This is a genomic window from Youngimonas ophiurae (nom. illeg.), from assembly GCF_049803795.1.
GTDB lineage: Bacteria > Pseudomonadota > Alphaproteobacteria > Rhodobacterales > Rhodobacteraceae > Thalassobius.
Genome location: NZ_JBNAGJ010000015.1, coordinates 1 through 20,959, shown reverse-complemented (window position 1 = coordinate 20,959; position 20,959 = coordinate 1). Strand labels below are relative to the sequence as shown.

Genomic DNA, 20,959 nt, shown 5'->3' with positions numbered 1-20,959 from the left:
TTCAGGCAATGCGTCGAAGAGGTCTGCGACGAGTCCGAAGTCGGCGACCTGGAAGATGGGGGCCTCTTCGTCCTTGTTGATGGCGACGATGATTTTGCTGTCTTTCATGCCCGCAAGGTGTTGAATTGCCCCGGAAATCCCGACGGCGATATACAGATCCGGCGCGACGACCTTGCCGGTCTGGCCCACTTGCCAGTCGTTCGGGGCAAAGCCCGAATCCACCGCCGCGCGCGAGGCGCCGACGGCGGCGCCCAGCTTGTCGGCCAGGGCCTCGATCAGGGCGAAGTTTTCCTCGGAGCCGACACCGCGGCCGCCCGAAACGACAACGCCAGCCGAGGTCAGTTCCGGCCGGTCGCTTTCGGCGACCTTGTCCTCGACCCAGGTGCTAAGCCCGGCGTTGCCGGCGGCGGAGATTGCCTCAACCGGGGCGGCCGCGCCAGTGCCCGCCGCATCGAAAGTCGAGGTGCGAACCGTCAGTACCTTCTTGGAATCGTTGGATTTTACCGTCTGAACCGCGTTGCCCGCATAGACCGGGCGTTCAAACGTGGCGCCGTCCACAATCGCCGTCACATCCGACAAAACCATCACATCCAGCAGCGCGGCCACCCGCGGCAGAATGTTTTTTGCGCTGGCCGTGGACGGGGCAACGATATGTTCATAATTGCCTGCCAGGCTGACCAGCAGGTCGGCCACGGGCTCGGCCAGGCCGTTGGCGTAGGCCGCGTCATCGGCAACCAGAACCTTGGCCACACCTGCGATGGTGGCGGCCTCTTCGGCCGCGCCCGCAGGCCCGGCCACCAGAACCGTCACATCGCCCAGGGCGGTGGCGGCAGTGACAGCTTTGGCGGTGGCGTCCAGCGCCAGCGCCCCACCCGAGATTTCCGCAAGGAGAAGAACAGCCATTACACGACCCCCTTTTCTTTCAGCTTCGCAACCAGATCATCGACCGAGCCGACAATCTCTCCGGCCTGACGGGCCGCAGGTTCCGCAGTTTTCACGATCTCAAGACGCGGGGCGGTATCGACGCCGTAATCGGCGGCCGTTTTCTCGTCCAGCGGCTTCTTCTTGGCCTTCATGATGTTGGGCAGGCTGGCGTAGCGCGGCTCGTTCAGGCGCAGATCGGCGGTCACGATCGCCGGCAGCTTCACGCTGATCGTTTGCAGACCGCCGTCCACCTCGCGGGTGACAACGGCCGTATCGCCGTCAATCCCAACCTCAGAGGCAAAGGTCGCCTGACCCCACCCCAAAAGCGCCGCCAGCATCTGGCCGGTCGCGTTCATGTCGTTGTCGATCGCCTGCTTGCCCGCAATGACCAGGCCGGGGGCCTCTTCGTCGATCACGGCCTTCAGAATCTTGGCAACGGCCAGAGGTTCGATATCCGTGTGAACGTCATCCGCCGCAACAACCAAAATCGCACGGTCCGCCCCCATCGCCAGAGCCGTCCGCAGCGTTTCCTGCGCCTGTTTCACCCCGATCGACACAACGACGATCTCGTCCGCCTTGCCCGCTTCTTTCAGCCGGATCGCCTCTTCAACCGCGATCTCGTCGAACGGGTTCATCGACATCTTTACATTCGCAAGATCAACTCCGCCGCCATCCGCCTTAACGCGAACCTTTACGTTGTAGTCAATCACACGCTTGACTGGGACTAGAATTTTCATAGCAAACTCCGACAGTTAGTCCGGGTAATTCAGGTGGCCCCGGCCAGCGGGGCCGCCCCAATCAGAAGGATTTTTTCAGCAGCTCGCGCAGCTCGCCCACCACACCGCGACGGAAGGCCAGCACACAGGCGACAAAAATCACGCCCAGCACCACCGGCACCCAGGCCGCCAGCGGCCCCGAGGCCAGGTAGTTTTGCAGCGCGATGATGATGCCCGCCCCAACCGAGGGGCCAACGATGGTGCCCAGACCGCCCAGCAGGGTCATCAGCACCACCTCGCCGGACATGTGCCAATGCGCATCGGTCAGTGAGGCCAGCTGGAACACCACCGTTTTGGTCGCGCCCGCCAGACCGGCCAGCGTGGCCGACAGCACAAAGGCCAGCAGCTTGTACTTATCCACATCATAACCCAGCGAGGTGGCGCGGTCCTCGTTATCGCGGATCGCCGACAGCACCTGCCCAAAGGGTGAATTCACCGTGCGCGAGATCAGGAAATAGGCGGCGGCAAAGATCACCAGAACGAAGTAGTACATGTTCAGATTGTCGTTCAGATCGACAATGCCCAGGGCAGTGCCGCGCGGAACGCCTTGCAGCCCGTTTTCACCGCCGGTGAAATCCGCCGAGATAAACAGGAAATACACCATCTGCGCCATCGCCAGCGTGATCATCGCGAAATAGATGCCCTGGCGGCGGATCGCGATCATGCCGATCAGCAGGCCCAGAATACCGGCGGCGGCAGCGCCGGTCAGGATGCCCAGTTCGGTCGGCAGGCCCCAGACCTTAAGCGCGTGCCCCGTGATATAGGCCGCCCCGCCGAAAAACGCCGCATGACCGAAGGACAGCAGGCCCCCGTAGCCCAGGATCAGGTTGAAAGCACTGGCAAACAGGGCAAAGCACAGCAGCTTCATCAGGAACACAGGATAGATAACCAGCGGCGCGACCAGCAGCAGCGCAATGGCAATGAGATAACCGATTTTGGAATTCATGATGCGCTCCTATCAGGCGGTTTTGCCGAACAGGCCGGCCGGTCGCAGAACCAGCACGATCGCCATGACGACAAAGATGACGGTAGAGGATGCCTCGGGCCAGAAGACCTTGGTCAGCCCTTCGATGATGCCCATGGCCAGGCCGGTCACGACGGCCCCCATGATCGAGCCCATGCCGCCGATCACAACCACCGCAAACACCACGATGATCAGGTTCGAGCCCATCAGCGGCGACACCTGGGTAATGGGCGCGGCCAGCACCCCGGCAAAGGCCGCCAGCGCAACGCCATACCCATAGGCCAGCGTGGTCAGCAGCGGCACGTTCACGCCAAAGGCCTGCAACAGTTTGGGGTTTTCGGTGCCCGCCCGCAGATAGGCGCCGATCTTGGTTTTCTCAAACAGGAACCAGGTGCCGATACAGACGATCAGCGCGGCCACAACCACCCAGCCGCGATACCAGGGCAGGAACATGAAGCCCAGATTCACCCCGCCCATCAGCTGTTTGGGCGCGGCATAGGGCGTTCCGGACGAGCCGAAAATCTTGACAAAGACGCCCTCGATCACCAGCGCCAGACCAAAGGTCAGCAGCAGGCCGTACAGGTGATCCACCCCGGCCAGACGGCGCAACAGCAGCCGTTCCAGCACGATCCCGAAAACGCCGACGATCAGCGGCGCCAGAAACAGCGCACCCCAATATCCAATGCCCAGCCATTTGGTCAGAGCGACCGTGGCAAAGGCGCCCAGCATATACAGCGCTCCGTGGGCGAAGTTCACAATGTTCAGCAGGCCAAAGATGACCGCCAGCCCCAAGGACAGCACCGCGTAAAAGGCGCCGTTAATCAGCCCCAGCAGCAGCTGCCCGAAAAGAACCTGGGGCGGAAAACCCAGCAGATCTGTCAGCATATTCCGTATTCCTGAATAGAGGGTTTGCGCGAATTGGTTCCCGCCAGGCGCGCATCACTTCGCCTGGCGGGTGCTCTCGCCTTACTTCGTCGGGCAGGTGCTTTCGGAAAGGGGACCGAATGCCTCTTCACCGGGGATGGTGCGGACGATTTTCAGCAAATCCCATTCGCCATTGGAGTCAGCGGGGGATTTCACTTCGGCGAGATACATGTCATGCACCATGCGGCCGTCGCTGCGCAGTTTGCCGTTCTTGGCGAACATGTCGTTCACGGGCATTTCGCGCATTTTCGCCAGAACGGTATCGGTGTCATCCGACCCGGTGGCTTCGATGGCTTTCAGATAGTGGCGCACGGCCGAGTAGGTGCCAGCCTGAATGCCCGTGGGCATCTTGCCGGTTTTGGCCTGGAACTGTTCCGACCAGGCACGGGTTTCATCGTCCATGTCCCAGTAGAAGGAAACGGTCATTTGCAGACCCTGGGCGACTTCCTGGCCGATGGATTTGACGTTGGGCAGGAACACCAGCAGGCCGGCGATTTTCTGACCGGCGGCGACAACGCCGAATTCATGCGCGGCCTTGATCGCGTTCACGGTGTCTCCGCCAGCGTTGGCCAGACCGATGATTTTCGCGCCCGAAGCCTGGGCTTGCAGAATGAAGGACGAGAAATCCGAGGCCGGGAACGGGTGTTTGGCCGCACCCACGACCTGGCCGCCTGCCCCTTCGACAACGGCCGACACATCACGTTGCAGAGCTTCGCCAAAGGCATAGTCCGCGGTCAGGAAATACCAGCTGTCGCCGCCTTCCTTGACGATGGCCGAGCCAGTGCCCACAGCCAGCGCGCGGGTGTTATAGGTCCAGTGCAGGCCGGTGGGAATGCAGGCGTCGTTGGTCAGCGGCGACGAGGCCGCGCCCGATACCAGAGCGATCTTGTTCTGCTGCTTGGCCACTTCGAACACAGCCAGCGCAACCGAGGTGGTCACCAGTTCGGCAAAGGCATCGACGCCCTGCGTGTCGCCCCATTCGCGCGCCTTGTTGGCGGCGATGTCGGCTTTGTTCTGGTGGTCGGCGGTGACCAGCTCGATGGGTGCGCCGGCGACGGTGCCGCCGAATTCGTCGATAGCCATCTGCGCGGCCACAACGGTGCCTTCGCCCGCCACGTCCGAATAAGTGGCCGACATGTCGGTCATCAGGCCGATTTTGACGGTGCCGCCGCTGATTTCCGCAGCCGCAGCCGAGGCCAGCATGGCCAGTGCGGACGCGCTGGCCGCCAGGGTTTTAAACAGTTTCATGAAGTCTCCTCCGATTGTTGGGTTCAGTTACACACTGAGGTATTCGTCAAAGACGTGGCTCTTCTCTTCCAGCTCGTCTTTGTGAATGGTTGCAACGATATGGCCGTGGTCCATGATCAGGTGACGGTCAGCCAAAGGCGCGGCAAAACGGAAGTTTTGTTCAACCAGAATAATGGTATAGCCGCGTTCCTTTAGCTGGATCAGAACCTCGCCCAGCTTGTCGTTGATGACGGGGGCCAGGCCCTCGGTGATTTCGTCCAGCAGCAGCACATTGGCGCCGGTGCGCAGGATACGCGCCATGGCCAGCATCTGCTGTTCGCCGCCCGACAGGCGCGTGCCCATGGATTTGCGGCGTTCGGCCAGGTTGGGGAACATCTCGTAGATTTCCTCGACCGACATGCCACCGGGGGCCACGTTGGGCGGCAGCATCAGGTTTTCCTCGACATTGAGGCTGGCGAAGATCCCGCGTTCCTCGGGGCAGTAGCCGACCCCCATATGCGCGATGGTGTGGGGCTGCGATTTGATGATCTCTTCGCCCTTCATCACGATCGAGCCGGTACGATGCCCGATCAGCCCCATGATGGCGCGCAGCGTGGTTGTCCGCCCCGAGCCATTGCGGCCCAGCAGCGTCACCAGCTCGCCCTGATAGACGGTCATGTCGATACCGTGCAGCGCGTGGCTTTCGCCGTAGAAAGCGTGCAGATCCTGAATGCGCAGCTCTTCGATATGTTCGGACAGGTGGCGCCCGCCCAGTTCGTGATTTTCGTGGTCAGCGTGGGCGGTGGTCATGCGGCTTTCCCCATATAGGCTTCTTTCACGCGCGGATCCGCGGACACGGTGGCATAGTCGCCCTCGGTCAGGATCGCGCCGCGTTGCAGGACGGTGATGGTGTCGCAAAGCGTAGACACAACGCCCAGGTTATGTTCGACCATCAGAATGGTGCGGCCCTTGGAGACCTTGCGGATCAGCTGGGTGACCAGTTCCACATCCTCGCGGCCCATGCCCTGAGTGGGTTCGTCCAGCAGCATCAGCTCGGGCTCCATCGCCAGGGTGGTGGCGATCTCCAGCGCGCGTTTGCGGCCATAGGACATATCGGCCACCTGACTGTCGGCGAACCGCTCCAGCCCGACCGAGGACAGCAATTCTTCGGCCCGTTCGTTCAGCTTGTTCAGCGTGTTGACCGAGCGCCAGAAATGGAACGAGGTGCCCAGCTGGCGCTGCAACGCCACGCGCACGTTTTCACGCGCGGTCATATGCGGGAAAACGGCGGAAATCTGGAACGACCGGATCACGCCCATCCGCGCGATTTCAGCGGATTTGGCGCGGGTGATGTCCCGCCCGTTAAAGCTGATCTGCCCGCGCGTGGGCTGCAAAAACTTGGTCAGCAGGTTGAAAACGGTGGTTTTGCCGGCACCATTCGGCCCGATCAGGGCGTGAATCTGGTGGCGCTGGACGTTCAGGTTTACATCATCAACGGCGGTGAAGCCCTTGAATTCTTTGGTCAAACCCTGGGTCTGTAGAATGTACTGTCCGGAATCGCTCATGTGTGGGGCATCCATTTGGGTGCAAGGGGGGCGTGGATTTCCACACTCCCCTGGCGTTTCGGGAAAATTCAGCTCAGCGCGCGGGCGCGATCACGCAGCACGAATTTTTGCACTTTGCCGGTCGAGGTTTTGGGCAATTCGCCAAAAACGATGGTCTTGGGCGCCTTGAAATGCGCCATGTTCTGGCGGCAGAAGGCGATCAGATCCTTCTCGGAAATCTCTTTGCCCGGCTTCAGCTCGACAAAGGCGCAGGGGGTTTCGCCCCATTTTTCGTCCGGTCTGGCGACCACGGCGGCCTCCATCACGGCGGGGTGTTTATAGAGCACATCCTCGACCTCGACCGAACTGATGTTCTCGCCACCCGAGATGATGATGTCCTTGGAACGGTCCTTCAGCTCGACATAGCCATCGGGGTGCATGACGCCCAGATCGCCCGAGGCGAACCAGCCCCCCTTGAAGGATTTTTCCGTCGCGCTGGGGTTCTTCAGGTAGCCCTTCATCACGTTGTTGCCGCGCATGAAAATCTCGCCCATGGTTTCGCCGTCATGCGGCACCGGCTCCAGCGTGTCGGGATCGGCCACCATCAGGCCGGACAGGGCCAGGTTCTTCACGCCCTGACGGGCCTTCAGCTTGGCTTTCTTATCGCCGTCCAGATCGTTCCATTCACCCTTCCAGGCGCAGACAACCGAGGGGCCGTAGGTTTCGGTCAGCCCATAGACATGAGTGACCTCAACCCCCATGGATTCCATATTGGCGATGACGGCTGCGGGCGGGCTGGCGCCGGCGGTCATGACCTTTACCTCGTGGCTGAAATCCTTCAGCTCATCGGGGGCATTGGCCAGCATGTTCAGCACGATGGGCGCGCCGCAGAAATGCGTGGCTTTCTCGTCGCGGATCAACTGGTAGATCGGCTCGGCCCGGACAGCACGCAGACAAATGCAGACACCGGCATTGGCCGCGATGGTCCAGGGGAAACACCAGCCATTGCAGTGGAACATCGGCAGCGTCCACAGATAGCGCGAATGGTGCTGCATTCCCCAGGTGACGATATTCGACATGGCGTTCAGTGCCGCGCCGCGGTGGTGGTACACCACGCCCTTAGGATCGCCCGTCGTGCCCGAAGTATAGTTGAGGCTGATCGCCTCCCACTCGTTATCGGGCATCACGGGGGTGAAATCGGTGTCGCCCTCGGCCAGTAGCTCGTCATAGGTCATGTGGCCCACGCGATGCGCACCCTCAAAGCTGGCATCCTCGATGTCGATCACCAGCATGTCCCGGCGCCCCGAGATTTTCACCGCCCGGTCCACCACATCGGCAAATTCGGGGTCCACCAGAACCGCCTTGGTTTCCGCATGGGACAGGATAAAGCCGATCGCCTCGGCATCCAGACGGGTGTTGATCGTGTTCAGAACCGCGCCGCACATGGGCACGCTGAAATGGGCCTCGAACATCTCGGGGATGTTGGCGGCGATGATGGACACGGTGTCCTCTTTGCCGATCCCGCGTTTGGACAGGGCACTGGCGGCGCGCAGCATCCGTTCATAGGTTTCGCCCCAGTTGCGGCGCACGTCGCCATAGACGACGGCCAGCTGTTCGGGATAGATGGCGGCCGTGCGCTCGGCGAACGATAGCGGCGACAAGGCGACGTGATTGGCGCCGGTTTGTTCAAGCCCGGCGTCGTAAATACTGATATGAGTCATGTATCCCTCCCTTTTCACCAGTCCCCCCTTGAACCGGCGTCGTGAAGGTGGAATTGCCCACAAAGTTCTTGCCCAATTGCGCGGCAAATGTACCCAATTGTGACAGGCTCCGATTTTGGCTTGGGTTTCGCGCCCGGCTGATCAATCCTGTCCCACACAGCACTGAAACAGCCCGGAGCCGCCGCCGTGACAGAGGATTTGACACCGATCCGCAACGAGCGCCACATCCTGGAAGGGCTGGCGCATCTGGATCAGGGCATCACGATTTTCGATCAGGATCTCAAACTGGTCGTCTGGAACCGCAAATTCCTGGAGGTGTATAACTACCCGCCCGAGCTGGCCTTTCAGGGGGCGGATTTTGCCTCGTTCATCGACTTTAACGCGCGCAAGGGCGATTACGGCCCCGGCGATGTGGACAGCCAGGTCGCCGAACGGGTCAGCACCGCGCGCAAATTCGAAAAGCACCGTTTTGAACGGGTCCGCGCCGATGGCAGCCGGATCGAGGTGGTCGGCACGCCCCTGCCCAATGGCGGTTTTGTGTCCACCTATACCGACATCACCGAAAAATCCCGCCATCAAGAAGTGCTGGAGGAACTGGTCGAAACCCGCACCCGCGCCCTGCAACTGAGCGAGGAACGCCTGAGCCTGATCGCAGATGAAGTCCCCGCCGGGATCGCTCATATCGACAAGGATATGAACATCCTTTACGCCAACAAACGCTTCGCCCGCGCCTATCGCAAGACGCCAGCGGATGTGATCGGGATGAACACCAGCGACGTGCTTTATGCGCGGACCTTGCAGGAATCCTCGCGGTTTTTCGAGCAGGCCCGGCGCGGCGCGCTGGTGGATTTCGAAATGCGGCTGGAACTGCCCGGCGGGCGGTTCAAAGAGGTTCGTACCCTGCTGCGCCCCGGTAAGCCCGCCACCGGAGAGATCGCGGATTTCTATCTGGTGTCCATTGACGTCACCCGCCGCAAATCCACGCTTTCGGCGTTGATGCGGTCTCAGAAAATGGATGCCCTGGGGCGGATGGCCAGCGGGATTTCGCATGATTTCAACAACTTGCTGACAATCATCCTGGGCAATCTTGTCCCCTTGTCCGAACAGCTGTCCGATGCCGATCTGGTCGAGGAGTTCCTGATGCCGGCCATTTCCGCCGCCCGGCGCGGCTCGGCCCTGACCAAACGGTTGCTGACCCTGGCACGGCGCGAACAGTTTGATCCCGTCCCCACCCGGATCGGCGAGGCCATCGACGAGATCAGCGCCCTGGTCAGCAGCTCGATCCCGTCCTCGCTGGTTGTGCGCCTGCATCAGCAAAAAGACCTGCCGCTGGCCCTGGTGGACCGCTCGCAGCTGGAAATGGCCATCCTGAACCTGGCGCTGAATGCGCGCGACGCCACCCAGGGCAAAGGCACGATCACCATCGACACCGCAGCCCGCAGGCTGTCTCAGGAAGAGGCCGAGCTGTTCCGCATTCCTGCCGGAAACTATATTGGCATCCGCTTTTCCGATGATGGCTGCGGAATGGAGGCGGCCCTGGTCGAAAAAATATTCGAGCCGTTCTTTACCTCTAAGGTGGCCGGGTCGGGATCGGGGCTGGGCCTGTCCATGGTCTATGGGTTTGTGCAGCAATCGAACGGTGCGATCACCGTCGAGAGTGCGCCGGGGCGCGGGACAAGCTTTACCATCCTTCTGCCCGAGGTCGCAGCGCCGCCGGACGATCCGCCTGCGCCCTTGCCGCCCGGCCCGGCCCCGATCTCGCAGGAATCGCGCATCGTGCTGCTGGTCGAGGACGACCCGGATGTGCGCCGCACCATCCGCCGGCAGGTCTCGGGCTTTGGGCATCCGGTGGTCGAGGCGGAAAATGCAGATGAGGCGATGATCCTGCTGGAGCAGCTTAAAGAGGTGCGGATGGTTCTGTCCGATGTGGACATGCCCGGCACGATGAACGGCTTTGGGCTGGCCGCGCGCGTTCAGGCCAAGTTTCCCCATATTGATCTGGTGCTGATGAGCGGCCAGAACGTGCAGCCCCCGGACGGGCAGGCCGACACGCCCCTGTTGCGTAAACCTTTCACTGACGCGGATCTGCTGATACATCTGCGTCCCCGCAATCGAAAGGCGACCCCATGAAAACCCTGGTTTACCTTTTGGAAGACGACCCTGACATTTCGCGCCTGATCGTGCGCACGCTGACGCAGCAGGGCATTGATGTGCAGGCCTTTCGCCGCCTGTCCGAATTCCAGCGCGAGATCCGGCGCACCATGCCGGACCTGTGCCTGATCGATCTCAGCCTGCCTGACGGCGACGGGTTGTCGGTGGTGCGCGATTCGCTATTGCCGGCCTCGGTGCCCAAGGTGATCGTCACCGGGCGCGGCAATATCACCGATCGCGTTGTCGGGCTGGAGGTGGGGGCCGATGACTATATCGTCAAACCGTTTGAACCGCGCGAACTGGTGGCGCGGATCCGGGCCGTTCTGCGCCGTGTCCGGCAAACGCCCGAAGGCCCCACCCCGGCCAAGCCGCTGGTCTGCTTTGGCGACTGGAGCGCGGATTTCGACGGCTGCACCCTGTCCCATGCGGATGGCGAAGTGGTGCAGATGAGCTCGTCCGAGGCCAGTCTTCTGCACGCGCTGGTCAGTGCACCCGGACGGGTTCTGAGCCGCTCGCAACTGCTGGATGCCACGACCGGCCGCTCGGACGAGCCCTTCGATCGCAGCATGGATGCACGCATCAGCCGCCTACGTAAGAAGCTGAGAGATAACACAAAATCACCCGAGATCATCCGAACCGTCTATGGCGCGGGCTATGTGTTCGCCCTGGCCGTCACCCCCAAGGGCTGATCAGCCGCGCGCCATCCGGCGATAGATGAAATCCGTCTGCGCACCCTGCATCGCGGTCTCAAGCAGCTCGGTCACGCGGGCATGATGCGGGGATTTTCCGCAGACCGGATCAACCGCGCAGGCATCCCCCGCGATCATCAGTGCCTGACATCGGCAACCGCCAAAGTCGATTTCCTTACGGTCGCAGGATTTGCAGGTCTCGGGCATCCAGTCCGTCCCGCGATAGGCGTTGAAGGCTGCGCTGTTGTACCAGATATCCGCCAGGGGCCTGTCGGCCACGTTATCAAACGTCAGATGCGGAATCTGCTGCGCGGCGTGACAGGGCAGAACGCTGCCATCGGGCGCGATGTTCAGCCCCGCGCTGCCCCAGCCTCCCATACAGGCCTTGGGGTAATCGGCATAATAATCGGGCGGCACGAAATCAAAGGCCAGAATGCCCTTCAGCCGCTCCGAGGCCTCGGCCACCTTCTGCTTGGTGGTCTCGGTCTGTGCGCGGGTGGGCAGCAACATGCCGCGATTCTGCGTGGCCCAGCCGTGGAATTGCACGCAGGCGACCTCCAGCCGGCGGGCGCCCAGATCAACCGCCATGTCAATCGTGCGGTCCAGATCGTCCAGGTTGTGGCGGTGCATCACGGCGTTCAGGGTCAGAGGGATGCCGCGCTGTTTCAGTTCCTCGGCCACCTTCAGTTTGCGATCGAACCCGCCTTTGTAGCCGCCCACCCAATCGGCCAGATCGGCCGTGGTGCCCTGCATGGACAGCTGCACATGGTCCAGCCCCGCGGCCTCCAGCGCGTCCAGGCGGCGCGGGGTCAGGCCGATGCCGCTGGTGATCAGATTGGTGTACAGCCCCGCGTCATGGGCGGCCTGCGTGAGCTCCACCAGATCGGGGCGCGAGGCAGGCTCTCCGCCGCTGAGATGCAACTGCAACACGCCCAGATCGGCCGCCTGACGGAAGGCATCCGCCCAGGTCTGCGTGTCCAGCTCGGTGTCTTTGCTCAGCAATTCCGTGGGGTTGGAACAATAAGGACAGGCCAGCGGGCAGCGATGCGTCAGCTCGGCCAGCATGGCGATGGGCGGCGGCGTGGTCATGGGTGCACCCTAAGAAAGACACGGGCGCGCAGGGCTTGCAGAAAGGTCTGCACATCGCCTGCGATCTGCCCGCGCGGAGCCTGAAACGTCGCGGCCAGATCGGTGATGATCTGATCCAAGGTATCCGTGCCATTGACGCGTGTCAGGATCGCCTCGCCCACCATGTCCAGCGCCACGGCCTTTTCGGGGGCCAGCAGCACGGTCTGATCGCGCACCCGGTCTCGCGCCAGCCGCACGCCGCGCGGCAGATAGGGGCGTTCATGCGGGGCGATGGTCAGGCTCATAGCATTCCCTCGCCCGGCTGCCACGCGCCCGGAGGAATGCGCCCCGGTTCCACATAGGCGCCCCACAGCGCGTCCAACTGCGCCCAAAGCACGTTGGTTTTAAAGATCAGCGCATCGCAGGCCATATCCTCTTTTTCCGGGGTGTCCGCATGGGTCAGCACCCAGTCCAGACCATAGGCCACGTCCTTGGGGGCCTCGGTCAGGCGGTTGCGGAAATAGGACAGCGAGTCGGTGTTGGCGAAATCGTAATGTTCCAGCAGGCCCTCGATCCGGCGTTCGTGGATTTTGGGGGCAAACAGTTCCGTCAGCGAGGACGCCACCGCCTGCAACAGCGGCATGTCACGCACATAGCGGATATAGGCATCCACGGCGAATTGCGTGGCGGGCAGGACGCCGCGCCCCGAGGCCACATAGTCCGGATCCAGCCCCACGGCCTGCGCCAGTTTCAGCCAGCGCCGGATGCCGCCGCCCTCGGTCAGGCCACCGTCGTGATCCTCGATCCTGGAGCGCCATTCGCGCCGCACCGCCGGGTCATAGACGCGCGACATAAACGCCGCGTCCTTCATCGGGATTGCCGCCTGATAGGCCCAGCGGTTGATCACCCAGGCGCGGACCTGATCGGGGGTGCACTCGCCATTGTGCAGCCGGTGATGAAAGGGATGTTTGTCGTGGTAGCGTTCCGCGCCAATGGCGCGCAGGCGGGCCTCCAGGCTGTCGCGGCTCATATCTGCGTCTCCTGCCCGTCGGCCGCGATCTGCCAGCCACTGCCGGTGACAAAGGCCCGTTCAGGGCTGTCCGGTTGCCAGATCGGATTGGTATTATTGATATGGATGAAGGTCTTAGCCGCCTTCAGCCCCGCCAGCCCAGCAATCGAGCCCTCCGGCCCGCTGATCGGCACATGCCCCATACGGCGGCCGGTTTTGACCCCGGTGCCGGTGCGGATCATCTCATCGTCATCCCAAAGCGTGCCGTCAAAGAAGAGCGCATCGGCATCGGCGATCTGGGACAGAAGCTTATCCGTCACAGCCGCGCATCCGGGGATGTAATAGGCGGTTTTCGTGCCGTCATGCAGGCGCACGCCGACGGTTTGCTCGCCCTCCAGATCGGTCCGGACCTGGGCGCCCTCCATGAACAGGGGCACTTTGCCCGGCACCGCGAACAGGGTTGCCGTCAGGCCAGGCAGCAGCGTGAACGGCTGATCCAGAGCGATGGTTGCGCGCGGCACCACATCCCGGTTCACCGCATTGAAAATCGCGTTTTCGGCCAGAACCTTGTGAATTTCGCCCGTGGCGAACAGCGTGAAGGGCGTTTGTTCACGCAAGGACAGCAGCCCCGCGATGTGATCAATATCGCCATTCGTCAAAAGAACCGAGCCCACGGGCGTATCCCGCAGGGCACGGGGATGCATCCGCAGGCTCGATAACATCTGCTGACGTATGTCGGGCGAGGCGTTCAGCACAGCCCACACCGCGCCATCCAGTGACACCGCCAGAGATGACTGCCCCGACGCCGGGATCCGTCCGGCGCGGGCATCGTTGCAGTTGGCACAGCCGCAATTCCATTGCGGCAGCCCACCCCCGGCCGCGGCACCCAGTACAAGAAACTTCATAGCAGGCTCCGCTTGCCGGACAGGGATTAGAACAGGTCGGGCTCGTGGCCGCGGCCGCCTTCGTCTTGCGAAGGTGCGTACATGTTGATTTCCATGCCGCAGTTCACTTCTTTGATTTTGGGTGCAGTCCAGGCCATTCGTTTCTCCTCCGGGTACTGGATTTATGTCTGCCCAGACTAGCCGCGCAGGCGGGCGGGCTGAAATGCTCCTTTGGTCGTAAGACCCCGCCCCCCGGCCCCGGCTTAGACCAATGTCGCATAGGCGCTGCGGGGGAATTGGCCCAGCTTTTCGCCATGCGCGTTTTATTCACTTTCTGCTGGGTATTGTTCTCCGCCGTGGCCGCCCTTGCGGCCCCCATGCCGCGCGCAGACCTGGCCCAGATGATCGTCCCGCCCTTTTCCCTGGGCGAGCCGCTGAATGACAAAGGGGTCTACAGCCTGCTGAATTCAGGCGGGGCCGAGGCCGGGTATGTCTTTGAAACGGAACCTTTATCACCGCTTCCGGGGTTTTCCGGAACGCCGATCAACATGCTGGTCATTCTGGATCTTGAGGGCAAGTTTCTGGATGTCCGCCTGATTGATCATAACGAGCCGATCTTTGTCTCGGGTCTGGGTCAGGCGCCCTTTCATCAGTTCATGGAGCAATATCGCGGCCATTCCATCGCGGATTCGATGGTGGTGGGCACGCCCTATGGCGATGGCGGGGGCGGGTCTTCGCTGGTCTATCTGGATGGGGTCACCAAGGCCACGGCCAGCGTCCGGATCGCGCATGAATCGATCATGGCCGCCTCTTTGGCCGTCGCGCGCGAAAGAATGCAGGGGCTGTCGCTGCAACCGCCCGCGCATCCCGATCCGGCCGTGCAGGAAACCCTGCGCTGGGACGATCTGGTTGCCCAGGGCATCGCCACGCATCACGTTGTCAGCAATGCTCAGGTGCAGGCGCTGTTCGCCGGCACCATCTGGGAGGATGACGACCCCGAGGCCCAGACCACCCCCGACGCCCCCTATCTGGATCTGTGGCTGGTGGATCTGGGGCCGCCCTCGGTTGCGCGGGCGGTGCTGACAGACAGCGGGATGCAAGAGCTGCAAGATTTCCTGTCCATCGCCACAACGGACGAACCCATCCTGCTGATCGAGACCGCCCGGCATGGGCTGGTCAGCCCTGATTTCGTGCGCAACACCTCGCCCAACTGGCTAAGCGCGCAGCAGGGTGGTTTTCCGGTTGCGCTGCGCGATTCCGATCTGTTGATCGACCTGCGCCCAGAGGTGCCCGAGGGCAGCGCGCTGATCCTGCGCACCGACCGGCGCCTGGGGTTCGATCCGGCCTCCGAGTGGGTTTTGCAGGTCAGCGCCGTGCGCGAACACGGGATTTTTCAGCCCGAAACCGGCACGGTCACGCTAGAGGTGCCGGTCACGCCCCAACCGCGTTTTTTCACCCGTCCGCAGCCGCCCCGCCAAATTCCCCCCTGGCAAGAAGCCCTGCGCAATCGCGCCGCCGATTTGATCGTGCTGGCCAGCGGCCTGAGCCTGCTGGTTCTGGCGCTATTGCTTGGGCAAAAGCCGCTGGCCCGCCCCAGACGGCTTACCCCGTTCAGGCTGGGGATATTGGCGGCGGTCATCGGCTTTGTCGGCTGGTGGGGCCAGGGGCAATTGTCCATCGTGACGGCCTTGGCCGCGCTGCGCAGCGGGCTGGATGGGGGCAGCTTTGCGTTTCTTCTGTATGATCCGTTCTCGTTGCTGATCTGGGCCGTTGCGATCCTTGGGTTCGTGCTGTGGGGGCGCGGGCTGTTCTGCGGCTGGCTGTGCCCCTTTGGCGCGATGCAGGAATTCGCGCATCACCTGGGGCGCGGGCTGCGCCTGCCGCAAATCCGGCTGTCCAGACGCTGGGATGCAGCGCTGAAACAGCTGAAATACGTCGTGCTGGCCGGGCTGATCGGCGTTACCGTCTGGGCCCCCGATCAGATCGACAAAGCCGCCGAGATCGAACCCTTCAAAACTGCCGTGACCACATTCTTTATCCGCGAATGGTACTATGTCGCCTATGCTGTCTTCTGGCTGCTGGCCGGGATGATCCTGTTCAAGGGGTTCTGCCGCTATGTCTGCCCGCTGGGCGCGCTCATGGCCATCGGAGGCCTGCTGCGCGGACGCGATTGGATCGCCCGGCGCGCAGAGTGCGGCTCGCCCTGCCAACTGTGCCGCGTCAAATGCCAGTATCAGGCAATATCGGACGCAGGGAAAATCCAATACTCTGAATGTTTCCAATGTCTTGATTGCGTTTCCATTCATGATGACACGGCCCGGTGCGTGCCCCTGATTCTGGCCGCCCGCAAGGCCCAAAAAACCCGGAGCCCCGCATGATTTCCCGCCGCCGCTTCCTGACCATTTCCGCTGCGGCTGCGGCTGCGCCGGCTGCGGCGCGCGCACCTGTACGCTGGCACGGCCAGGCCCTGGGCGCGCAGGCCAGCCTGACGATTGACGCCCCTGCCCCGCTGGCAGCCCGCGCGATTTCAATCGTCGAGCGCACGCTGGCCCATGCCGAGGCGCAATTCAGCCTTTACCGTCCGGACTCTGCACTCCGTCAGTTGAACCGCACTGGGGTTCTGACCGCGCCGCACCCAGATTTTCTGTCTCTGATGGATCTGTCAGACCGCGTTCATCACGCCACAGGCGGAGCCTTCGACCCCACGGTACAAACGCTCTGGCAGGCCCTGTCAGAGCGCCGGGGCACCTCTCGTGCAATCGCCCTGATCGGCTGGAACCGCGTCCGGATCACCCCCGACCGGGTAGAGCTTGCCCCTGGGCAAGCCCTTACCCTGAACGGCATCGCGCAGGGGTTTGTCACCGACCAGATTGCCCACAGGCTGCGCGCAATCGGATTGCGTAACGTATTGGTAAATATCGGAGAATTCTCCGCCATTGGCGGACCATGGACGCTGGGAATCGCAGACCCGGAACACGGGTTGCAAGAGCGGGTGCAACTTACCGACCGCGCAATTGCCACCTCCAGCGGCATGGCCACGATGGTCGGCGGACAGAGCCATATTCTGGACCCATCCGGCGCCCGCTCTCCTCGCTGGTCCACTGTCAGCGTGATCGCCGACAGCGCCGCGCTGGCCGATGCGGCCTCGACCGCGTTCATGCTGATGTCCCTGCCGGACATCCTGATCGCACGGGTGCGATTGCACCCCACCATGCGCCTTCACCTGATGGATTCACAGGGGCAGACGCAACGGATATAAAAGGGCCCCAATGGACCCTTTTCATTTTCCTTCAGCATGCTTTTACGGCGCGTATTGTGAGTATTTTTGCCAGATGGGCGCGGTATTTTCCCGATCCGTGCAGATCTGCGATCATCTCTTCTCCGGGCAGGTTCAGCGGGTCGATTGCGCCTGCGCTGAAGTCGGCGCTCAGCGCCGCTTCGGCCTCGGTCCAGCGGAACACGCCGTCATTGCCCGCCCCGGTCACCGCCACGCGCACGCCATCGGCAAACTTCGCCACGAAGACACCGCATAGCGCAAACCGCGAGGCCGGCTGCTCGAACTTCTGATAGCTGGCCGCCTGCGGGATCGGAAAGCGCACCGCGGTGATGATCTCGCCCTCCTCCAGCACGGTGCCGAACAGCCCGTCAAAATACGCATCCGCAGCGATCTCACGCGCAGAGGTCACCACCACCGCCCCCGAGGCCAGAACCGCCGAAGGATAACACGCCGCCGGATCGTTATTCGCCACAGACCCGCCAATCGTACCGCGATTGCGCACCGCCGGATCGCCGATCCCCCCCGCCAGCGCGGCCAGCGCCGGATAGGCCCCCGCCTCGGCCGCCACAGTCGCATGAGTGCTCGCGCCCCCCACGCGCAGCACACCGTCCGCAGAGGTCACCCCCTGCATCTCGGCAATCCCCGCCAGACGCACCAGCGCCGAAGGCATCGCCAGCCGCTGCTTCATCGTCGGCAGCAGGGTCTGTCCACCCCCCAGCGCCAGCGCCTCCTCATCCTTCAAAGCCTCCACAGCCTCGGCCACCGATCCGGGCGCCACAAAGTCAAAATTATACATCTCGTTTCTCCTCCCAAAGCGCCCAGAGCCACAGCCCAACCCGCTTCTTTGTTCCATAAATACTCATTGCGGCGGCGCCGCACCCGCCGCGCCGCCCCAAAACAAAGCCTCAGCCCCCCTGCATCGCTTCCCAGACCCGCGACGGGCTGACCGGCATGTCGATGTGATCCACCCGGTACCCCCCGCGCTGCAACGCATCGATCACCGCATTCACCACCGCCGGCGGGCTGCCGATCGCCCCGGCCTCGCCGCAGCCCTTCACCCCCAGCGGGTTATGCGTGCACGGCGTCTGGCACGAATGATCCACATCGTAAAACGGCACATCCGAGGCCCGCGGCATCGCGTAATCCATGAAGGATCCGGTCAGCAGCTGGCCGTTCTCATCATAGACGGTGTTTTCCAGCAGCGCCTGGCCGATGCCCTGCGCCACGCCGCCATGCACCTGACCGGCCACGATCATCGGGTTGATCACATTGCCAAAATCATCCGCCGCGGTGAAGGCCAGGATGTCCACCTTGCCGGTCTCGGGGTCCACCTCGACCTCGCAGACATAGGCGCCCGAGGGATAGGTGAAGTTGCTGGGGTCATAAAACGCGGTCTCCTCCAGCCCCGGTTCCAGGTTCTCCAGCGGGTAGTTATGCGGCACATAGGCCGCCAGGGTCACATCGCCCCAGGCCACGGATTTATCCGTGCCCGCCACGCTGAACTGGCCGTCTTTCAGCTCGATATCCGCCTCCGAGGCCTCCAGCAGATGCGCGGCGATGGTCTTGGCCTTGTTGATGATCTTCTCGGTCGCGCGCACCATGGCCGAGCCCCCCACCGCGATGGAACGAGACCCGTAAGTCCCCATACCCATTGGCGTTTTCGAGGTATCGCCATGCACGATGTCGATCTGGCTGACATCAATCCCGATCATTTCCGACACGACCTGCGCAAAGGTCGTCTCGTGCCCCTGCCCGTGGCTGTGGGACCCGGTAAAGACGCTGATGGAGCCGGTCGCATTCACCCGCACGGTGGCGGATTCATACAGCCCCGCCCGCGCGCCCAGCTGGCCCACCAGATTGGACGGCGCAATCCCGCAAGCCTCGATAAAATGCGCCAGGCCGTAACCGCGCAGCTTACCGCGCGCTTTGGATTCGGCTGCGCGCGCGTCAAACCCCGCATAATCCGTCATCTCCAGCGCCTTATCCAAGGTCGCGTGGTAATTGCCGGTGTCATAGGTCACCGCCACGGGCGTGTCATAGGGGAACTGCTCGGGCTTGATGAAGTTCAGACGGCGCAGCTCGGCCGGGTCCATGCCGATCTCGCGCGCGGCCTTGTCGATGACGCGTTCCAGCTGATAGGTCGCCTCGGGGCGCCCGGCCCCGCGATAGGCATCCACCGGCACCGTGTTGGTGAACACCGCCTTTACGTTCACATAGATCAGCGGCGTGGTGTAATTGCCCGCCATCAGCGTGCCATGCAGCCAGGTGGGAATCGACGGCGCAAAGGTGCTTAGATACGCGCCCATATTGGCATAGGTATCGGTGCGCACGGCGGTGAACTTGTGGTTCTCATCCATCGCCAGTTCGATCTTGGTGACGTGATCGCGCCCATGCGCATCCGAGATGAACGCCTCGGAGCGCGAGCAGGTCCATTTGACCGGCCGGTTCACCACTTTGGACGCGTAGGTCACAAAGGCCTCTTCGGCATAGTGGTAAATCTTCGAGCCAAACCCCCCGCCCACATCGGGCGCCACGACCCGCAGTTTATGTTCCGGAATGGACAGCACAAAGGCCCCCATCAGCAGCCGGATCACATGCGGATTCTGGCTGGTGGTGTAGAGCGTATATTCGTCATTGGCGCGCGCATAATGGCCCACGGCCACGCGCGGCTCCATCGGGTTGGGAACCAGGCGGTTGTTGACCAGCTCCAGCGTGGTGACGTGATGGGCCGACTTGATGGCCGCGTCCACGGCCTCGCGGTTTTCTTCGACAAATCCCCAGTCATAACAAAGGTTTGAGCTCAGATCCTCATGCACCTTGGTGGCCCCGTCCTTCAGCGCCTCCTTCATGTTCAGCACCGGCTCCAGCTCTTCGATCTCCAGCTCGATCGCCTCGGCCGCGTCGCGCGCCTGTTCCAGGGTTTCGGCCACCACAACCGCGATGGGATCGCCCACATGGCGCACCTTGCCCTCGGCCAGAATCGGGTGTTTGGGTTCCTGCATCGGCTGGCCATGGCGGTCCGTCACCTGCCAGCCGCACGGGATGCCGCCCGCCGCCGCAAAATCGGCAGCGGTAAAGATCTTCACCACCCCCTCCAGCGCCGACGCCGCGGCCGTGTCCAGCCGCGCGATCCGCCCATGCGCCACATCCGAGCGCAGGAAATACGCGTGGGTCTGGCCGTGAATGTTGATGTCATCGGTGTAATTGCCGGCCCCCGTCAGGAAACGGACGTCCTCGCGCCGTTTCGTGCTGTCGCCGATGCCGCCCGCCTTGGGCATGTCCTTGGGCATGTCTTTGGGCATGATCTCTCCTCCCTGAGAAAATCGTCCTGTAATCAGTGATTTATGCTGCGCTCTTCATTCTGCCGCCACGGCACCCACGTCCTGACCGGACGCCGCCATGATCGCCTTGACGATGTTGTGATAGCCCGTGCAGCGGCAGATGTTGCCCTCCAGATGATGCCGGATCTCGGCCTCAGTGGGCTTGGGGTTGTCCTTCAGCAACGCCGCCGCAGACATCACCATCCCAGGCGTGCAGAACCCGCATTGCAAACCGTGATGATCCTGAAACGCCTGCTGCAAAACGCTCAGCGTTCCGTCCGCAGACGCCTGGCCCTCAATCGTCGAAACTTCTGACCCATCCGCCTCAACCGCAAGCATCGTGCAGCTTTTGATCGCAACACCGTCAACATGCACAACACAGGCCCCACATTGCGACGTGTCACACCCAACATGCGTCCCACTCAAACCCAAACCAAAACGCAAAAAATCAACCAATAACGTCCGACTCTCAACATCAGAA

The 20,959-nt window shown here is 62.5% G+C and carries 20 protein-coding genes; 4 read left to right on the top strand and 16 right to left on the bottom strand.

The window, feature by feature from the left end:
- The 8 genes from ACP15O_RS18620 to ACP15O_RS18585 form a co-directional block, all read right to left on the bottom strand.
- Window positions 1-903 (bottom strand): FAD-binding protein (locus tag ACP15O_RS18620; RefSeq protein WP_425097522.1); only part of this gene is annotated, 903 nt, incomplete at its 3' end.
- Window positions 903-1,661, bottom strand: coding sequence for an electron transfer flavoprotein subunit beta/FixA family protein (locus ACP15O_RS18615; protein ID WP_425097521.1), 759 nt, complete (start codon window positions 1,659-1,661; stop codon window positions 903-905). The genes ACP15O_RS18620 and ACP15O_RS18615, both read right to left, overlap by 1 nt.
- Window positions 1,662-1,722: 61 nt before the next feature.
- On the bottom strand, window positions 1,723-2,646 hold the full coding sequence (locus tag ACP15O_RS18610) for a branched-chain amino acid ABC transporter permease (RefSeq protein ID WP_425097520.1): 924 nt from the start codon (window positions 2,644-2,646) through the stop codon (window positions 1,723-1,725).
- A 12-nt stretch (window positions 2,647-2,658) separates the two neighbouring features.
- Window positions 2,659-3,549, bottom strand: coding sequence for a branched-chain amino acid ABC transporter permease (locus ACP15O_RS18605; protein ID WP_425097519.1), 891 nt, complete (start codon window positions 3,547-3,549; stop codon window positions 2,659-2,661).
- 81 nt (window positions 3,550-3,630) lie between these two features.
- Complete coding sequence (locus tag ACP15O_RS18600) at window positions 3,631-4,836, bottom strand: ABC transporter substrate-binding protein (RefSeq protein ID WP_425097518.1); 1,206 nt, start codon at window positions 4,834-4,836, stop codon at window positions 3,631-3,633.
- A 27-nt stretch (window positions 4,837-4,863) separates the two neighbouring features.
- Window positions 4,864-5,562, bottom strand: coding sequence for an ABC transporter ATP-binding protein (locus ACP15O_RS18595; protein WP_446033541.1), 699 nt, complete (start codon window positions 5,560-5,562; stop codon window positions 4,864-4,866).
- Between the two features lie 59 nt (window positions 5,563-5,621).
- Window positions 5,622-6,380: an ABC transporter ATP-binding protein gene (locus ACP15O_RS18590; protein WP_425097516.1), complete on the bottom strand. Its 759-nt coding sequence runs from the start codon at window positions 6,378-6,380 to the stop codon at window positions 5,622-5,624.
- 68 nt (window positions 6,381-6,448) lie between these two features.
- Window positions 6,449-8,080: an acyl-CoA synthetase gene (locus ACP15O_RS18585; protein ID WP_425097514.1), complete on the bottom strand. Its 1,632-nt coding sequence runs from the start codon at window positions 8,078-8,080 to the stop codon at window positions 6,449-6,451.
- A 186-nt stretch (window positions 8,081-8,266) separates the two neighbouring features.
- Here ACP15O_RS18585 and ACP15O_RS18580 point away from each other — a divergent pair, with 186 nt between their 5' ends.
- Complete coding sequence (locus ACP15O_RS18580; RefSeq protein ID WP_425097513.1) at window positions 8,267-10,210, top strand: hybrid sensor histidine kinase/response regulator; 1,944 nt, start codon at window positions 8,267-8,269, stop codon at window positions 10,208-10,210.
- The gene (locus ACP15O_RS18575; RefSeq protein ID WP_425097512.1) at window positions 10,207-10,920 is read left to right on the top strand and encodes a winged helix-turn-helix domain-containing protein; all 714 of its coding nucleotides are present in this window, start codon (window positions 10,207-10,209) and stop codon (window positions 10,918-10,920) included. Before ACP15O_RS18580 ends, ACP15O_RS18575 begins: the two co-directional genes overlap by 4 nt.
- Here ACP15O_RS18575 and pqqE read toward each other — a convergent pair whose 3' ends face one another.
- From pqqE to pqqA, 5 genes are read right to left on the bottom strand one after another with little or no spacing between them, the layout of a single operon-like run.
- Window positions 10,921-12,009, bottom strand: coding sequence for a pyrroloquinoline quinone biosynthesis protein PqqE (pqqE, locus tag ACP15O_RS18570; RefSeq protein WP_425097511.1), 1,089 nt, complete (start codon window positions 12,007-12,009; stop codon window positions 10,921-10,923).
- On the bottom strand, window positions 12,006-12,293 hold the full coding sequence (gene pqqD, locus ACP15O_RS18565) for a pyrroloquinoline quinone biosynthesis peptide chaperone PqqD (RefSeq protein ID WP_425097510.1): 288 nt from the start codon (window positions 12,291-12,293) through the stop codon (window positions 12,006-12,008). Before pqqD ends, pqqE begins: the two co-directional genes overlap by 4 nt.
- Entirely contained in the window at window positions 12,290-13,018 is a 729-nt protein-coding gene (gene pqqC / locus ACP15O_RS18560; protein WP_425097509.1) for a pyrroloquinoline-quinone synthase PqqC, read from the bottom strand. Before pqqC ends, pqqD begins: the two co-directional genes overlap by 4 nt.
- Complete coding sequence (gene pqqB / locus ACP15O_RS18555) at window positions 13,015-13,902, bottom strand: pyrroloquinoline quinone biosynthesis protein PqqB (protein WP_425097508.1); 888 nt, start codon at window positions 13,900-13,902, stop codon at window positions 13,015-13,017. The genes pqqC and pqqB overlap by 4 nt, the downstream gene beginning before the upstream one ends.
- A 26-nt stretch (window positions 13,903-13,928) precedes the next feature.
- On the bottom strand, window positions 13,929-14,039 hold the full coding sequence (gene pqqA / locus ACP15O_RS18550; protein ID WP_319824438.1) for a pyrroloquinoline quinone precursor peptide PqqA: 111 nt from the start codon (window positions 14,037-14,039) through the stop codon (window positions 13,929-13,931).
- Between the two features lie 156 nt (window positions 14,040-14,195).
- Here pqqA and ACP15O_RS18545 point away from each other — a divergent pair, with 156 nt between their 5' ends.
- Window positions 14,196-16,259, top strand: a complete 2,064-nt coding sequence (locus ACP15O_RS18545; protein WP_425097507.1) for a 4Fe-4S binding protein — start codon at window positions 14,196-14,198, stop codon at window positions 16,257-16,259.
- Entirely contained in the window at window positions 16,256-17,140 is an 885-nt protein-coding gene (locus tag ACP15O_RS18540; RefSeq protein ID WP_425097506.1) for an FAD:protein FMN transferase, read from the top strand. Before ACP15O_RS18545 ends, ACP15O_RS18540 begins: the two co-directional genes overlap by 4 nt.
- Window positions 17,141-17,171: 31 nt before the next feature.
- Here the strand turns inward: ACP15O_RS18540 and ACP15O_RS18535 are convergent, their stop codons facing one another.
- The 3 genes from ACP15O_RS18535 to ACP15O_RS18525 form a co-directional block, all read right to left on the bottom strand.
- Window positions 17,172-17,954 carry an FAD binding domain-containing protein gene (locus tag ACP15O_RS18535; protein ID WP_425095911.1) on the bottom strand — a complete coding sequence of 261 codons (783 nt, stop codon included), beginning with the start codon at window positions 17,952-17,954 and terminating at the stop codon, window positions 17,172-17,174.
- Between the two features lie 109 nt (window positions 17,955-18,063).
- Window positions 18,064-20,436, bottom strand: a complete 2,373-nt coding sequence (locus ACP15O_RS18530; protein ID WP_425095920.1) for a xanthine dehydrogenase family protein molybdopterin-binding subunit — start codon at window positions 20,434-20,436, stop codon at window positions 18,064-18,066.
- Between the two features lie 78 nt (window positions 20,437-20,514).
- On the bottom strand, window positions 20,515-20,959 hold a 445-nt coding region (locus tag ACP15O_RS18525; RefSeq protein WP_425097341.1), incomplete at its 5' end, for a (2Fe-2S)-binding protein.

What these genes read in the sequence shown, in the direction of transcription:
- ACP15O_RS18615 (WP_425097521.1), bottom strand. Translation starts at nt 1,661, where the DNA reads ATGAAAATTCTAGTCCCAGTCAAGCGTGTGATTGACTACAACGTAAAG.
- ACP15O_RS18610 (WP_425097520.1), bottom strand. Translation starts at nt 2,646, where the DNA reads ATGAATTCCAAAATCGGTTATCTCATTGCCATTGCGCTGCTGCTGGTC.
- ACP15O_RS18605 (WP_425097519.1), bottom strand. Translation starts at nt 3,549, where the DNA reads ATGCTGACAGATCTGCTGGGTTTTCCGCCCCAGGTTCTTTTCGGGCAG.
- ACP15O_RS18600 (WP_425097518.1), bottom strand. Translation starts at nt 4,836, where the DNA reads ATGAAACTGTTTAAAACCCTGGCGGCCAGCGCGTCCGCACTGGCCATG.
- ACP15O_RS18590 (WP_425097516.1), bottom strand. Translation starts at nt 6,380, where the DNA reads ATGAGCGATTCCGGACAGTACATTCTACAGACCCAGGGTTTGACCAAA.
- ACP15O_RS18585 (WP_425097514.1), bottom strand. Translation starts at nt 8,080, where the DNA reads ATGACTCATATCAGTATTTACGACGCCGGGCTTGAACAAACCGGCGCC.
- ACP15O_RS18575 (WP_425097512.1), top strand. Translation starts at nt 10,207, where the DNA reads ATGAAAACCCTGGTTTACCTTTTGGAAGACGACCCTGACATTTCGCGC.
- pqqE (WP_425097511.1), bottom strand. Translation starts at nt 12,009, where the DNA reads ATGACCACGCCGCCGCCCATCGCCATGCTGGCCGAGCTGACGCATCGC.
- pqqD (WP_425097510.1), bottom strand. Translation starts at nt 12,293, where the DNA reads ATGAGCCTGACCATCGCCCCGCATGAACGCCCCTATCTGCCGCGCGGC.
- pqqC (WP_425097509.1), bottom strand. Translation starts at nt 13,018, where the DNA reads ATGAGCCGCGACAGCCTGGAGGCCCGCCTGCGCGCCATTGGCGCGGAA.
- pqqB (WP_425097508.1), bottom strand. Translation starts at nt 13,902, where the DNA reads ATGAAGTTTCTTGTACTGGGTGCCGCGGCCGGGGGTGGGCTGCCGCAA.
- pqqA (WP_319824438.1), bottom strand. Translation starts at nt 14,039, where the DNA reads ATGGCCTGGACTGCACCCAAAATCAAAGAAGTGAACTGCGGCATGGAA.
- ACP15O_RS18545 (WP_425097507.1), top strand. Translation starts at nt 14,196, where the DNA reads ATGCGCGTTTTATTCACTTTCTGCTGGGTATTGTTCTCCGCCGTGGCC.
- ACP15O_RS18540 (WP_425097506.1), top strand. Translation starts at nt 16,256, where the DNA reads ATGATTTCCCGCCGCCGCTTCCTGACCATTTCCGCTGCGGCTGCGGCT.
- ACP15O_RS18535 (WP_425095911.1), bottom strand. Translation starts at nt 17,954, where the DNA reads ATGTATAATTTTGACTTTGTGGCGCCCGGATCGGTGGCCGAGGCTGTG.
- ACP15O_RS18530 (WP_425095920.1), bottom strand. Translation starts at nt 20,436, where the DNA reads ATGCCCAAGGCGGGCGGCATCGGCGACAGCACGAAACGGCGCGAGGAC.